This is a genomic window from Metabacillus rhizosphaerae, assembly GCF_037201795.1.
Taxonomy (GTDB): Bacteria; Bacillota; Bacilli; order Bacillales; family Bacillaceae; genus Metabacillus; species Metabacillus rhizosphaerae.
This window is the reverse complement of the sequence record NZ_CP147403.1, coordinates 188,886-204,531: the sequence shown is the minus strand read 5'-3', so window position 1 is coordinate 204,531 and position 15,646 is coordinate 188,886. Positions and strand designations below refer to the sequence as shown.

Here is a 15,646-nt window from a genome sequence, read left to right as displayed (position 1 = left end):
AGCCTTTTGTAGATTTTATCTTTTGTCTTCAGTAGAACTTTTTAATGATCTACTTTTAAAAGTATTCTGCCTACTTAATAGCATCTTTGAGGAGCGAATACTTTTAGCTGGTAAATTGTTATTAGGTGCAGCTTGTTCATTCCAATCTGACATTCAGTCATCACCTCGCTTTATTCTTCCACTTTTTTACCGCTCATTAGCTTTTTAAATGGAGCCATATCTGGATTTGGTTTAAATTGATGATCAAACGGGTTCTTTTCTTGAGTTAGCTCTGGATCAGCATCAAGTTTTATTCCCATTTGTGAACCAGCTGTAGCTAGTGAATCATTGATAATCGATTCCTTTTTTCCATCAGGGTGAGGAGTTACCTCAGAATGTAGGTTTCTTCTATCCATGTTATCATCTCCTTTTAAATGGATACTCTTAAGATAACGTATATGGGCAAAAACTATTCCTAGGTGAAAAATTGCGAACTTGTTTTTTATCGTTTTAAAAAAATTATAAAATTCTTGAACTGTGGATAAACGCACGACATCCAGCTCCAGCGCCTAGCCCCTCTAGGGTCTAGCTAATTTAGAATTGAAGGCAAAGAACGCCTTCTATTCTAAATCATCTTATTTGCCTGAGGCTGTTCAAGGCGCTTGCGCTTTTGTTCCTAAACAACAAAAGGATAGATAAGCCAGATGTAATCTGGTTTATCTATCCTTTCGTTACATATATTCTTTATTTGAAAATCTGTGAATTTAATCTAAGATAATAATTTTTACTGTTTTACGTCCCCATTGCTTTGCGTGTGCGCTTGAAGGCATTAATACATCGATTTTATGGCCAATAATTGCACCACCAGTATCACCAGCAATAGCAGTGCCATAACCTTCTACCCAAACTTTTGATCCAAGTGGAATTACACCAGGGTCAACAGCAATAAGCTTCATGTTAGGATTCTTTTTAATATTATAACCTAAATAGGTTAGATCGCTTTTGGTATCCTCGTGGCTATAGGCTGTTGCAGTAACGTACATTTCTTTATTATTTGTCTTAGGTGTTTCACTTTTGTTAGAAGTAGATGTAGAATTAGAATTAGATTTATTTTTAGTTGAAGGAGGAGGTGCAACAGCTACTTCTACAGCAGCAACTTCTTCTTTCGCCTTTTTAGCTTTAGCAAGCTCAATTGCTCTTGCTTTTGCAGCAGCTTCCTCTTTTTCAATCTGAGATTGAATCGTTTTTATTTGTGATTGGATATTATTTTTTTTCTGTTCGGCAAGACTAATTTCAGATGCTAGCTTTGTATATTTATCCTGCATCGCAACTAGTGCTTGATTTCTTTTCACACGATTTTCTTCAAGGTTTGCCTTTTGGGTTTCAAGGTCTGCTTGCTGACTAATAAGGAGTTGTTCTTGTTTATCGATTTCTTGTTTATCTTCCTCAATTTGCTTTAAGTCAGCTTCTTGTTCAGCTAATATTTTTTTATCGGCATTTAATAGTGTAGTAACTGCGCCAATACGTTCAAAGAAATTTCCGATATTTTCAGAGTTGATAAGTGTTTCAATCACAATTGTTGTATGGTCGTGGTGTTGGAGAGCGACTAGACGCTTTTCCATAATTCCTTCACGCGCATACACCTTGTCTTGTAAGAGAACAATCTCTTCTTTTTTTTGTTGGATGATTTGTTGAATTTCTTTAATTTTACCTTCCACTTGTGCCAAGCTTTGTTGATTTTGTGAAATTTCACTTTCTAAAGCTTGTACATTTTCTTGAATGCTTTTAACTTCTTCATGAACAGCTTGCTGTTCTTTTTCCTTTTGAAGAATGGTTTGTTGATTCTGCTCTAGCTGTTCTTCAGCACTATGTAAAGTGTCTTTAGTAGATTCTGCGTTTGCCACATAAGAAATAGGTAAAGATAATAGAAGGATACCAAGTGTGGCAAGCGTTCGCTTTAAAGCTCGCATAAAGCAACCCCTTTCTCGTCTTAATAGTTATAACATAGAAAGGGGGTTGTGTAGGTTACAAATAGATTAAATTTTCCGGAAATTTTTTCCTATTATTCTATTATTTCTCTTGTTGCCACTCATATAATTTTCTATCTGTGGGTAATAAAAACGCTAGAATTCCAATTAAAGGTAATAGTGCGACACCAATCATAGTAGGTGTTAAGCCGATAAAATCAATCATAGCGCCTAACGCAACCGAGCCAATTGCTCCCATACCGAAGGCTAGCCCTACTGTTAGTCCTGACATTGTACCAATTTTTCCAGGAACAAGTTCTTGAGCGTAAACAACTGTTACCGAAAAGCTTGACATTAAAATTAATCCAATAAGTGCTAAGACAATAAGAGATAAAGTAGAACCGACAAATGGTAATAATAAAGTGAGTGGTGCTGTTGCAAGTAAGGAAACAATAATGACGTTTAGTTTCCCGAATTTATCAGCTAATGGTCCACCAAAAAATGTTCCGACGGCACCCATTAATAAAAAGCAAAAAATATAAACTTGTGATCCGGCAATTGTTAAGTCATATTTTTCGATTGCATAAAATGTATAAAAGTTTGATATAGCACTTACATACCAAGAACGAGCAAAAATAAGTAAAATAATGATTAATAGTGCATTCCTAATCGCTTTAGAAAATGATTGATTTTTCACTTGGGCTTTTGGTTTTGATTTAGTAGTAGGTTTTATATCATTTAATTTGCTAGAATACCAGTTTGCGATATAAATCAAAAAAGCAACTGCAAGTGCTGCTACAATCGTAAACCAGATCGCACCAAATTGACCAAGTGGTACAAGAATTAGTGCCGTAATAATTGGGGCGAGTGCCTGACCACTGTTACCCCCAACCTGGTAAATGGATTGTGCCAAGCCGCGCCGTTTGCCTGCAGCCATATAGGCCACTCGCGAACCCTCTGGGTGAAAAACCGCTGACCCTAAACCAATAAATACAACGGAAAGCAGGATTGTTAAAAAGGATGGTGCAAATGCCAATCCTAAAACACCGAGCATACTGCATGTTAATCCGATCGGAAGAGCGTATGGCATTGGACGTTTATCAGTATACAGTCCTACAACTGGTTGCATGACAGAGGATACCATATTTAGCGCAAATCCGATCAGACCAAGCTGGGTAAAGGTAAGGCCCATTGATTTTTCTAAAATTGGGAACATCGCAGGAATAACCGATTGGATGCTATCGTTTAAAAGATGACAGAGGCCAATAATGAATAATATATTATAGACAGTTCCTGTATCTTTTTGATAGGGTGCAGGTTGCTTTGAAATAGAAGCAGTTGACATAGTATATTCTTCTCCCTCGTAGTAAATAGTTGTTTCGATCCTCGAAATACTCTAATAGTCATATTATTGTCATTAGCAGGAAAAAATTCAAGTGAATTATGAGAATATTAGATTAAAAGTAAAAAATAGATGTTCAGGGATCGATCTCTATTGGTTTTTATGGGACAAAAAAGCTTGTAGATCTGTCTAGTTTTCACAGGATCTACAAGCGCATGTCTTCGTTATATAGTGACTAGGGAGGGTGCGTTTTTTCTCTGGTTCAAATTAATGTATACCTTATCACCAATATAAAAAGGTTTATTTTGAGAATCCTCATGAATGGCGATGAGGTCAGTACCGATATTTACAGTATAATGGATTTCCTTTCCTTGAAATTGGACATTGATAATTTCCCCTTCAATGCCTTCGCCTGTATAGGATAAAGAAAATTGCTCTGGCCTAATTGGACAAAGATTTTTAGCTCTTAAATCTGCTGAGACTTCAATATTCATCCAATTTGATTGGATCGTTATTGAATTGGGCTTGAATGTAACCTCATTCAACCATTTTCCATGAATAAGATTTGCCTTACCTACAAATTTGGCTACAAATTCAGTGTTCGGATGACGGTAAATTTCTCTTGGAGTGCCTACTTGTTGAATTTGTCCATTGTTCATGACAACAATTCGATTTGCCATCGCAAGGGCTTCTTCTTGATCATGTGTCACATAAACAATTGTGGCTCCAGTCATTCTATGGAGACTTTGGATTTCTCTTCTCATTTCCATTCTTAATTCTGCATCTAAACTGCTTAAAGGCTCATCCATTAGAAGCAGGGCTGGTTTTGGAGCAATTGCTCTTGCTAATGCAACCCGCTGTTTTTGACCACCCGATAATTCATGTGGCATTCTATTTGCATAAGTTTGTAGCTCAACAGTGTTTAATACCTCATCAATTCTCTTTTCAATGTTGTTTTTTAGATCGTTTGCTAAAAATTGATGGTGAAGCAAAGGGAATTTTATATGATCCTTCACGGTCATATGCGGCCATAATGCAAATGACTGGAATACCATACCAATATTACGTTTCTCTGGAGGTGTTGAATTGTTTTTCTCACTTACATTTTGATGATCAATCATAATAATCCCATCAGTTGGTGAATCAAATCCTGCCAAAAGTTTAAGTAATGTTGTTTTTCCACATCCAGAGGGTCCGAGTATTGCGATAAATTCACCATCTTTAATCGATAAATTTATTGTTTTTAATGCTTGTGTTTTCCCGAAAAACTTAGTTATATTTTTAATCTCTGTTGCCATTATGAAACACCTTTCTTTCCCAAAGCTTTTGAATGAGGAAAATAGCTAAAAATCCTACGAGGATAAGTAATAAAATAATCGTCGAAAAGGCGGTTGAATGTGTTGTGTATCCGGCCTGTTCAAAATTAAAAATCACGAGGCCAATTGTTTCTGAACCACTAGACCATAATAGGGACGATACAGTAAGTTCAGTTAAGGCAGTCAGAAATACAAGAAATGCCCCACTTAATACACCTGGTAATATGAGTGGAATTAGAATCTTCCTCCACTTAATATAAGAAGAAGCTCCACTTGTCCTTGCTGCATCTTCCATTGATACATCGATCTGTAAAAGAGATGTTACACTTCCTCTAATTTGCAGAATGAGAAACCTTGTGAAATAAGCGATATACATAATCCAAATTGACCCATATAGACCAGGATTCCAGCCAGGTAAAGGTTCTAACCATGTGAAGATCATAGCTAATGCCAAAACAGTCCCAGGAAGTGCATATGGAATACTAATCATACCTTCTATCGTTTTATTGAAAAAGGAAGGCTGTCTAACACGTAAATAGGCAATAAATGTACCAATGAATAAGCCTACTAGTGTGATAATTGACGCAAGTTTTAGGCTGTTTTGAATAGCTTCTTGTGATTTGGTGCTAGAAAATAGAATAAATTCATAATGTTTAAAACTAATATTTTGTAATGAAAAGTCTAATCCGTATGCTTTTATTAATGATGTAGAAGTCATAGATAAAAGAGGGACAAGACTTGTTGAAATTAAGAAAAACCATAACCCACTTTCAATTATTACTCTTTTTTTCGTAGATAGAATGATGCGAGGTTCATGGTCTTCTCTGGATGTTTCAAATTGCTTTGAACGTCTAAGCAGCAGCCATTGAATAAGCGTTCCGATGATCGCGAAAATCCCTAAAATAACAGAAAGTGTAGCTCCTTTTGCAAAAGCTGATGGGCCGAATCCAATGATTTGTTCATAAATATAGGTGCTTAGAACACGGATATTAGCGGGAATTCCTAAAAAAGCGGGGATTCCAAAGTTATCAAGGCTTGCAAGAAAGGCTAATAACCCACCACTTGCAATCCCTGGAAGTGCTAGTGGCATCGTGACTTTTCGAAATGAAGTGAATCTCGAACCACCAGAAACTTTAGCTGCCATCTCAAGTTCTCTTGGGATTTTTCTGAGTACACTAATTGTTAGTAAATACACTAAAGGGTAATGAGAAAATCCCATTACTAGAATTATTCCTGTAAGACTATATAAATTCATAGGTTCTAAGTTGCCAGGAAGGCTATTTAGTAGTAAAGCTACTGGTCCATTGACCCCCATAAATTGCGTCCATGCTAATGTTGTTATGTAGGATGGAATGACAAAGGGTAAAAAAATAAAAGCCTGCAATAGCTTTTTATTTTGGATATTTGTATAAGCGACCAACCAGGCTGTTAGCAAACCTAGTACAACTGAAAGAATCGTAGATCCGGTAACGATTATAAGGGTATTAAAGAGTGTTCTCCATGTCACAGGACTATGTAAAACCTCATAATAGTGTTCTAAGCTCAAGCCGCCTTCAGATGTGAAGCTTAAAAATAGTAGCCTAACAATTGGGATGAAAAAGATAAGTATAACGACAATAAAACCAATTATTTTCAAAAAAGAAGGGGAATACATAATAAGACGATTCCCCGTATTTGTTGCTGAACGAACCATTCTTGACGCCTCATTTCATTCTATTGATCACCAAACATGCTGTTGAACTCTTCTTTATCTGTTTCACGTGCTTGATATAAATCGGATAATTCTGCTTCTAAAACGTCCATTTCTTCAATCGATTTAAGTCCTTCAGGAGCATCTACCCCTTTACGAATAGGTGTATAGCCTATTTCTGCTGCTAGTTTTTGCCCTTCTTCAGAAAGTACGAAGTCTACGAATGCCTTCGCAGCAGTTTCATTACTAGTATTTTTCATAATTGCAATAGGTTCAGTAATAACCGGTACACCTTCTTTAGGGTAAATAAGATCGATTGGTGATCCTTCAGCTTTTGCACGAGCGATAATAAAGTCAACAACCATTCCATATGATTTTTCTCCAGCTGCTACAGCTTGTTGAACAGCACCGTTTCCTTCTGTTATCATTACTTCATTTTCTTTTAATTTCTCATAAAAATCCCAATTGAATTCGTCATTCCTAGTAAAAACACCTAGGTTATAAGCAGCAGCACCAGAGTATAATGGGCTAGGCATAATACTTTGTCCCTTAGCTTCTTCAGTAGTTAGAACATTCCATGAATCTGGTAAGTCTGTAACCTTTTCTGTATTTACCGCTAAAACCGTTGCCATAACTTTTGTTCCTGTATACATTCCATCTTTATCTACAAAAGTTTCTGGAATCTCACTTGTTTCTTCGGATTTATAAGATAACAATAGGTCTTCGCTTTTTAAATTCTCAAATGTTACAGCATCTGCTACTAATAGAACATCAGCTTGTACTTCACCAGCTTGATTTTCTGCTTGGATTTTACTTATTACTTCTTCAGTGCCAGAGCGGAAAATCTCTACATTTACATCAGGGAATTTTCCTTTAAAGGCATCTACAAGTTTTTGAGCATCTTCGTCAGGCTGTGAAGTATAAAAAGATAAATCTCCTTCAATTGCTGTTTGCTCGTTGTTTTCAGTTCCTTCATCAGCCCCTGTTGGTTCTGAATCATTACTACTACAAGCTACTAAAAATAAAAAAATGATTACAAAGCTGAATGTTTTTTTGATTGTGATCATGTTTAGTTCCCTCCTAGAAATGGTGAAGTTTCAGTTTTGATCTTGAATAGTGAAAAATGGAAAGGGTATGTACATTTACTTTTGCTACTTACCTCCTGTAGTTACTAGTCTATTGATTTATTATTAAGACTAGGTAAAGGCAAGGTTCTTGTTTTGTTAAATAAATGTAAATATAATCATAATTTGCAAAGGTATTAGTTGAGAGGGTTTGAAAAGACTAAAAAAAGACTGTCTTTATTAGTAAATACCAATAAAAGACAGTCTATCGGAAGTTGATATTTTCGATTAATCATCTGAGCAACCAAATTACATATTAATGAATGAAAGCAGCCAACCACCAACAGCACCAGATGCTACAATTATCCAAGGTGGAAGCTTCCAAAAAACAAGCATGCTGAACAAAATTGCAGCAAAAGCAAAATCGATTGGATCTAAAATTGAGCTTGTCCATATAGGGTGATAAAATGCTGCAATTAAGATCCCTACAACTGCTGCATTTACGCCCATTAATGCTCCTTTCATTGCAGGGTTCTTACTTAAAATTGTCCAAAAAGGTAATGTACCTAAAATAAGCAGAAATGCTGGTAAGAATATTGCTAGTGTAGCTAATAATCCGCCTTGCCAGCCATTTATAACTGCGCCAATATACGCAGCAAATGTAAATAATGGACCAGGGACTGCTTGGGTAGCACCATAGCCAGTCAGAAAGGCTTCCTCGCTTAACCACCCAGTTGGAACAAATTCTTTCTCAAGCAAAGGTAAAACAACATGTCCTCCACCGAATACTAATGCACCAGAACGATAAAAGCTATCAAACATTGCGATCCAACTAACTGAAGTCATTTCACTTAAGATAGGTAGTAGAATCAATAATCCAAAAAATAAGATTAAGCAGATTATTGCAAAGCGACGAGAAACTGGAAAACTTATGGTCGATTCTTCTTCACTTTTATGATGTTTATAAAGGGCAAATCCGATAATTGCAGCTATTAAAATAACTGCTACTTGAATATAGGCTGTTTGCCAAAGCAGCGTTGCCACTAGTGCAAATAAAGCAATTGCTTTTCTTTTTAAGTCTGGAGTCAATTTTTGGGACATACCTAAAATAGCATGGGCAACAACTGCGACTGCAACCAGCTTTAGTCCGTGTAGCCAACCAGCATCACTAATATTAAACCCTTGTAAAACGAGTGCAAAGATAATAAGTGCAATAACTGAAGGGAGTGTAAATCCAATAAAAGAAATGATGCCACCAAGAACTCCAGCCCGCATGACTCCGATTCCGATCCCGACCTGGCTACTTGCTGGACCAGGTAAGAATTGACATAGAGCAACTAAGTCTGCATAGCTTTTTTCATCCATCCATTTCCTTCTTCGAATATATTCTTCATGAAAATACCCTAAGTGAGCAATTGGTCCACCGAACGATGTGAAGCCAAGTCTTGAAGAAACAATAAGTATTTCAAAAAGTGTTTTTAAAGTTGTATTTTTCTGGTTCATTTTTGAGCTCCTTTTACTCTTTTATTTCCTTGAATAGTTCATAGGCTTTTTTCTTAGCTTCTACTAACACTGTATTTCCTTTTGCAGTTGTGGAATAATACTTTCTAATTTTCCCCTCTACATTTTTATCTTCTCTTACTAAAAGACCATCTGACTCCATAGTGTGGAGAATAGGATAGAGAGTGCCAGCGCTTATGTTATAACCGTGTTCCTTTAATTCTTCAAGCATCCATAACCCGAAGATTGGATGTTCCCTCGCATGATGAAGGATGTGGATATGAATAAATCCAAGGAATAGCTTTCGTAATACTTTATCTTCCATTAGCTCACCTTCTTTTAATATCGAAATCCAATATCGGAAACCGATAATGTGTTTCGATTGAAATTATACCAGTTGAAAATCTATTATCATAGCAAAGAGAAGGAAATTTACAAAACTTTAATAAGGCAAGTTATAGGTTGTACTTATTTTATATATCTCAATCAAGGATAGGAATCAATCTTTTATCCAAACTAGATAAGGAAAACAAATAACTGTATAGTTAAATGTAAATCAAATGATAAAGTGACAAGGAGTAGGAACGAAATGTATATAAAGAAAGAGTACAAAGAAGGAAATCTGACATTTATAGAACTTCGCAGTGAAGAAAATTCTTCATGGTTAAAAGTGGTTCCTGAGCGAGGAGGAATCATTACGAGTCTAGGGATTCATAGTGAAGAGTTACTATTTATCAATGAGGAAACATTACATAATGCAGATAAAAACATTAGAGGCGGTATCCCGATTCTATTCCCGATTTCTGGTCAACTTACAAATGGGCAATATGAGTGGGACGGTAAAACTTATACGATGAAAAACCATGGTTTTGCTCGTGACTTGCCTTGGGAAGTTGTTGAAATAAATACTTACGAGGAAGAGGCTTTAATAAAAATAAAGCTTGAAAGTAATGATGAGACGAAAACAGTCTATCCATTCGAGTTCGAGTTGGTATTTACATACATATTACGAGAAAATGAGTTAATTATTGATCAAACTTATCTAAATAAATCTACAAAAGATATGCCGATTTATGCTGGCTTCCATCCTTATTTTAAAACTGAGAATAAACAGCTTAAGCTTGAAACTGATGCAAGTGATTATCTTGATTATAATGACATGCAGAAGAAGAGAATAGAGGGAGTTATCAGCATTGACCAAAAGGAATCATATGTATTAAAAAGTGATATCAGGTCGATTCGTTTTCCACTGGAAGAAATAGATAAATTAGTAACGATGAATTATGATGATGAATTTCCTTATATTGTTCTCTGGTCAGAAGAAGGTCAAGGATTTGTCTGTGTCGAGCCATGGATGGCGAAAACCGATGAACTAAATAAAAAAGATGAATTAACAATGATTCACCCTGGAAAAACGATTCATACGAAGGTAAGTATATCTATATAAGATTATAAGCTGTTATCGTTTCTTGAAAAGTGGACGATTACAGCTTTAATAATTTAAAGCCAAATAACATATGGATTAAAAGGGGATGCTTTTAGAAACCAAGCATTCTGCTCGGCATTCAATTCATTTACTGGTAAACTATTAACATAGAAAACTGTTAATTAATATAATTGAACTTTATGATGTGATCACTAAAATGAAAACCCTTACTTGCATACTATTTTTCCGCAACTAATAGCTTGGAGGACTCATATGTTAAAGTTTAGCTCATTTCTTAAACCATATCGAATATCGATGTCAATCGCACTTTTATTAATGCTTACTGAATTAGCGGTTGAACTCCTTCATCCAATTTTAATGGCGAAAATTATTGATGAAGGTATACTTCAAGAGGATCTATCCGTTGTCATACGGTGGGGCGGAGTAATGATTGGGATTTCACTTTTTGCATTTGCTTCAGGAATGATCAATTCATTTTATGCTGCACATGTAAGTCAAAGCTTTGGGTTTGATATTAGAAAGCAAATTTTTGTTAAGGTACAACAATTCACATTTGAAAATTTAAGCCGTTTTCCAGCAGCCTCTCTTATTACACGGATGACAAATGATATAACCCAGCTACAAAACACGTTATTTATGGGGCTAAGAATCATGTTGAGAGCACCTCTCCTTGTTATTGGATCGGTGATTATGTCGTTTTTCGTAAACCCAGTATTAGCAAGTGTTTTTGCTTTTGTTATTCCTGTAGTTGTAATGATGCTTATTTGGATTATGAAAAGGGGTAGCCATTTATTTAATAAAGTACAATCAATGTTAGACAATGTAAATGATGTTTTACGCGAAAATTTAATTGGGATGAGATTAGTTAAAGCCTATGTCAGAAGAGATCATGAAATAAAAAGATTTTCACTTGCTACTAACTCATTAAGAGATTCCACGGTTACTGCTTTACGGATGATTGAAACGTCAATGCCTATTTTATTGTTCATCATGAATATCGCGATTCTTTTTATATTGTGGACTGGAAGAGCACAAGTTGTAAACGGCGATGTTCAGGTAGGGGAAGTAGTTGCAATTGTAAATTATGGACTTAGAATAACTTCAGCCTTGTCGATGTTCTCATTTATTATTATGTTTCTTTCGCGCTCTCGTGCCTCAGCATCACGGATTTCAGAGGTTTTAGAGACTAAGGTTGATATTGAAAGTCATGAAAATGTACACGAGTTCAAACATGGTAAAGTAACCTTTGAACATGTTTCATTTACATATCCAGGTACAAATCAAGTTGTTCTAAAGGACATTTCATTTACTGCAAATGCAGGTGAAACAATTGCTGTAATGGGGGGGACAGGTTCTGGTAAATCATCACTTTTTCAGCTGTTACCACGGCTTTATGAAGTAGATTCAGGGAGAGTCTATATTGATGATATCTCTATTGATTCTATTAGTATGCAGAACCTGCGAGGGCAAATCGGCCTTGTTCCTCAAGAAGCTGTCCTGTTTACCGGTTCAGTAAAGGAAAACATTGCGTGGGGGAAGGAGCATGCGTCCTTCGTAGAAATAATCGAAGCTGCTCAAGCAGCACAGATTCATGAAACGATTGAAAAACTACCTGCTAAATATGAGACTAGGATAGGTCAAAAAGGAGTAAATCTATCAGGAGGGCAAAAGCAACGAATGTCTGTTGCAAGAGCATTAGTTCGAAAGCCTAAGCTACTTTTATTAGATGACAGTACAAGTGCATTAGACGTAAAAACAGAAATAAAGCTGTTAACGGCGTTACGTGATTATTCTTGTACGATATTTTTAATTACTCAGAAAGTTAGTTCTGCAAGGGAAGCAGATAAAATTCTGCTATTAGACGATGGTGTTTTGATTGCAGAAGGTAGTCATGAAGAATTAATAAAAACATCATCTCTTTATCAAAAGATCTATCACTCTCAGATGATGGAGGAACTAACCGATGTTAAAGCAACTAACTAGCCCGTTTAAATATGAAAGAATAGCAGTCCAAGAAACAAATGTTAAAACTAAGCAAAAACAAAAGGTAAATGTTAAAAATGGTTTCAAAACATTACGTAGATTATGGGCGTATTTATCTGAAAAACGAGCTCAATTTACATTTGTACTATTCATGGTAGTGGCAAGTTCAGGTCTAGGTTTACTTGGTCCGTATCTAATCGGAACAACGATTGATGAATATATTGTTACTCGGGAAAGCGAAGGTATCATCTTTTTGTTAGGTGGCCTTATTGTCGTCTTTGCTTTTCATTCACTATCATTGTTTTTGCAAAATTTCTGGATGATTGGCATTTCACAGTACACAGTAAATCAAATGAGGAAAGATTTGTTTCAGCATCTACATATGCTTCCGATTTCCTATTTCGATAAAAGACAGCATGGTGAATTAATGAGCCGTGTGACAAATGATATTGAAAATGTTAGCTCTACGTTAAATAGCTCTGTTATTCAGGTCTTCTCAAGTATATTAACGTTAATAGGTACAGTTTCGGTCATGATTTTGCTAAGTCCATTATTAACTTTGATTACCTTGCTTATTGTTCCATTAATGGTCCTTGGGATGAAGTGGATTACAAAACGAACAGGTACACTATTTAAGCAACAACAGAAAAACTTAGGGGAACTTAACGGTTATATTGAAGAAATCATTTCAGGACAAAAAATGATTAAAGCATACTCTCAAGAGGAAAAAGTGATTGCTAGTTTTATTGAGAAGAGTAACACTCTTAAACAATCAGGCTTTTGGGCGCAAACAATATCAGGCTTTATACCAAAGGTTATGAACATGTTAAACAATCTAAGCTTTGCGTTGATTGCGGGGATAGGTGGGGTGTTGGCGCTTAATGGTATGGTAACAATTGGGGTCATCGTGATTTTTGCTGAATATGCTAGACAATTTACACGTCCATTAAATGACCTTGCTAACCAATTTAATACCCTTCTTTCTGCGATTGCGGGTGCGGAAAGGGTGTTTGATATCCTTGATGAAAAGGTAGAAAGAGATGCAAAAATTGATTCTAATCAGCTACCTTCTATAAAAGGAGAGGTTGTTTTTTCAGATGTCTCCTTTTCATATGAAGAGAAAGAGGACAAACAAACTGTTGAGCATGTTAGTATAAAGGCATCTCCAGGTGAAACGATTGCCTTAGTTGGGCCAACTGGTGCTGGGAAAACAACATTAATCAATCTTTTATCACGATTCTATGATGCTGATACTGGAGTGATTACTGTTGATGGAATTGATATTAATCAAATTCGCCGTGATGGTCTTAGAAAGCAAATGGCCTTTGTGTTACAGGATACATTTCTTTTTCGAGGTTCAATTCTAGAAAATATTCGCTATGGAAGACTAGATGCAACAGATGAGGAAGTGGAAGAAGCGGCTAGGCTAGCAAATGCTGATTCATTTATTCGCAAGCTGCCACATCAATACCAATCTATGATTAGCTATGATGGAAATGGAATTAGTCACGGACAAAAGCAGCTCCTAGCAATTGCTAGAGCAATGCTTGCTGACCCTAAAATATTAATCTTAGATGAGGCGACAAGTAGTATAGATACAGTGACAGAATTACGAATTCAAGAGGCATTGACTCGTTTAATGTCAGGTAGAACGACCTTTGTGATTGCACATCGTCTAAACACAATCCAAAAAGCGGATAAAATCCTTGTTTTAAAAGATGGAAGGATTATTGAGAGTGGGACACATAAGGAACTTTTGCAGCAGAGAGGATTTTATTTTGAGCTTCAAAATAGACTGTAGATTGGTTCCTAAACCCGTTATTACTCAAAATCGCTATCTTAAATGAATTGGTGAAATTTGAATAGTTTAAAGTTAGGCAGTGATAATCTTAATAGATTTCACTGCCTTTTTTATCCCATTTTTAACGGACGTAAGATTGCCACCCGAAAAAACCTCACTAAAATGATGTTTCACTTTATCTACCTAACTTAAATGGGACAAAAATTTACAATTTAAAACAAAATATTAACAAATATATACATAATGTTTATACAGACTTTATATTCCATTAGTAAGATAAGGCAGTGAAGAAAAGGGGAATTATACTAGGCTGTGAATATGAGAAACCATAAAAAAGGAATAGGTGACTTACATGCGTAATCCTTTTGTTTTTTTATGGTTTTTATTATGACAGCTACTGCATTCCAAGGAGGAATAAAGAATGAAACGTGTAGAGCTAAAGGGAGTTTCAAAATCCTACGATGGAAGGGAAAATGTCATTAAAGAGATTGATGTAACAATAGAGCCGGGTGAGTTCTTTGTATTAGTTGGACCATCTGGTTGTGGGAAAAGTACAATGCTTCGTATGATCGCGGGACTTGAGGAGGTTACTGGAGGAGAACTGTCTATCGGTGATCTAGTCGCAAATAATCTGCCTCCAAGTCAACGAGATTTGTCTATGGTTTTTCAAAATTATGCGCTGTATCCACATTTAAGTGTTAAACAAAATATTACCTTTGGATTACATACAAAAAAGATAGCGAAGCATGAGCAAAAGCAAAGGTGCTTAGATGCAGCTGACATGCTAGGTTTAACTGAATTATTGGATAGAAAACCGCGACAATTATCAGGTGGACAGCGACAAAGGGTAGCACTTGCTCGAGCGATCGTTACTCATTCACCGATTTGTCTTATGGACGAGCCCTTATCAAATTTAGATGCAAAACTTCGTGCAAAGATGAGATCGGAGATTCGCCAAATTCAACGTAGACTAGGAATTACAATGATTTACGTTACACATGATCAGACAGAAGCAATGACAATGGCAGATCGCATGATGATTTTACATAACGGAGAAGTACAGCAAATCGGACGACCTTTAGATATTTATAACGTTCCTGCTAATACGTTTGTTGCCTCATTTATTGGAGCTCCGCCAATGAATCTAGCTGATGGAAAAATGGTGGAGGACTCATTTTTACTAGAGGATAATTTCTCAATTTTGATAAATAAGGAGATTGTGAGCTCGGTTCCTTTGGGCCGAAAAGTAACAATGGGAATTCGTCCAGAGAGCATTCAGCTTGCAAAGAACGGTCAAAAAAGCTTTTTTGCTGACACAGTAAATGTAGAAGTTCTTGGCACTGAAACACTTATTACTTTTGAAGTTGGTTCACAGCAATGGGTTGCAAAATGGAACGGCCAATGGAATATCGAAATTGGAGAACAGGTGCCATTATTTATTCATGAATCAGATTTATTCTTTTTTGAACCAGAAAATGGGGAATGTATTTGGTACCAATCAAAAGGTGATGATAAACGATCTCTTAAGGAGGCTGTGTTATGAGTAGTTTACCAAAT

General features: G+C 36.0%; 13 protein-coding genes. 4 read left to right on the top strand and 9 right to left on the bottom strand.

Annotated elements, in window-relative coordinates:
* Positions 1 to 15: 15 nt before the first annotated feature.
* From WCV66_RS01080 to WCV66_RS01040, 9 genes are all read right to left on the bottom strand, one after another.
* On the bottom strand, positions 16 to 153 hold the full coding sequence (locus WCV66_RS01080; protein WP_338787675.1) for a hypothetical protein: 138 nt from the start codon (positions 151 to 153) through the stop codon (positions 16 to 18).
* A gap of 17 nt (positions 154 to 170) precedes the next feature.
* Positions 171 to 395 carry a hypothetical protein gene (locus WCV66_RS01075; RefSeq protein ID WP_338787673.1) on the bottom strand — a complete coding sequence of 75 codons (225 nt, stop codon included), beginning with the start codon at positions 393 to 395 and terminating at the stop codon, positions 171 to 173.
* A gap of 348 nt (positions 396 to 743) precedes the next feature.
* Complete coding sequence (locus WCV66_RS01070; protein ID WP_338787672.1) at positions 744 to 1,949, bottom strand: 3D domain-containing protein; 1,206 nt, start codon at positions 1,947 to 1,949, stop codon at positions 744 to 746.
* A gap of 100 nt (positions 1,950 to 2,049) precedes the next feature.
* The gene (locus WCV66_RS01065) at positions 2,050 to 3,291 is read right to left on the bottom strand and encodes an MFS transporter (protein WP_338787671.1); all 1,242 of its coding nucleotides are present in this window, start codon (positions 3,289 to 3,291) and stop codon (positions 2,050 to 2,052) included.
* 221 nt (positions 3,292 to 3,512) lie between these two features.
* On the bottom strand, positions 3,513 to 4,586 hold the full coding sequence (locus WCV66_RS01060; protein ID WP_338787670.1) for an ABC transporter ATP-binding protein: 1,074 nt from the start codon (positions 4,584 to 4,586) through the stop codon (positions 3,513 to 3,515).
* Positions 4,570 to 6,297: an iron ABC transporter permease gene (locus tag WCV66_RS01055; protein ID WP_338787669.1), complete on the bottom strand. Its 1,728-nt coding sequence runs from the start codon at positions 6,295 to 6,297 to the stop codon at positions 4,570 to 4,572. Before WCV66_RS01055 ends, WCV66_RS01060 begins: the two co-directional genes overlap by 17 nt.
* Positions 6,298 to 6,317: 20 nt before the next feature.
* Entirely contained in the window at positions 6,318 to 7,361 is a 1,044-nt protein-coding gene (locus WCV66_RS01050; protein WP_338787668.1) for an ABC transporter substrate-binding protein, read from the bottom strand.
* 306 nt (positions 7,362 to 7,667) lie between these two features.
* Positions 7,668 to 8,861 (bottom strand): chromate transporter, encoded by a 1,194-nt coding sequence (locus tag WCV66_RS01045; RefSeq protein ID WP_338787667.1) that lies wholly within the window; start codon positions 8,859 to 8,861, stop codon positions 7,668 to 7,670.
* Positions 8,862 to 8,874: 13 nt separating this feature from the next.
* The gene (locus WCV66_RS01040) at positions 8,875 to 9,183 is read right to left on the bottom strand and encodes a PadR family transcriptional regulator (protein ID WP_338787666.1); all 309 of its coding nucleotides are present in this window, start codon (positions 9,181 to 9,183) and stop codon (positions 8,875 to 8,877) included.
* A gap of 264 nt (positions 9,184 to 9,447) precedes the next feature.
* Here WCV66_RS01040 and WCV66_RS01035 point away from each other — a divergent pair, with 264 nt between their 5' ends.
* The 4 genes from WCV66_RS01035 (at position 9,448) to WCV66_RS01020 (ending at position 15,632) form a co-directional block, all read left to right on the top strand.
* Entirely contained in the window at positions 9,448 to 10,305 is an 858-nt protein-coding gene (locus WCV66_RS01035) for an aldose epimerase (protein WP_338787665.1), read from the top strand.
* Positions 10,306 to 10,557: 252 nt separating this feature from the next.
* Positions 10,558 to 12,288: an ABC transporter ATP-binding protein gene (locus WCV66_RS01030; protein ID WP_338787663.1), complete on the top strand. Its 1,731-nt coding sequence runs from the start codon at positions 10,558 to 10,560 to the stop codon at positions 12,286 to 12,288.
* A complete protein-coding gene (locus WCV66_RS01025; RefSeq protein ID WP_338787662.1) occupies positions 12,269 to 14,089 on the top strand; it encodes an ABC transporter ATP-binding protein in 1,821 nt (606 codons plus the stop codon). The genes WCV66_RS01030 and WCV66_RS01025 overlap by 20 nt, the downstream gene beginning before the upstream one ends.
* 421 nt (positions 14,090 to 14,510) lie before the next feature.
* Entirely contained in the window at positions 14,511 to 15,632 is a 1,122-nt protein-coding gene (locus tag WCV66_RS01020; RefSeq protein WP_338787661.1) for a sn-glycerol-3-phosphate ABC transporter ATP-binding protein UgpC, read from the top strand.
* Positions 15,633 to 15,646: the final 14 nt, after the last annotated feature.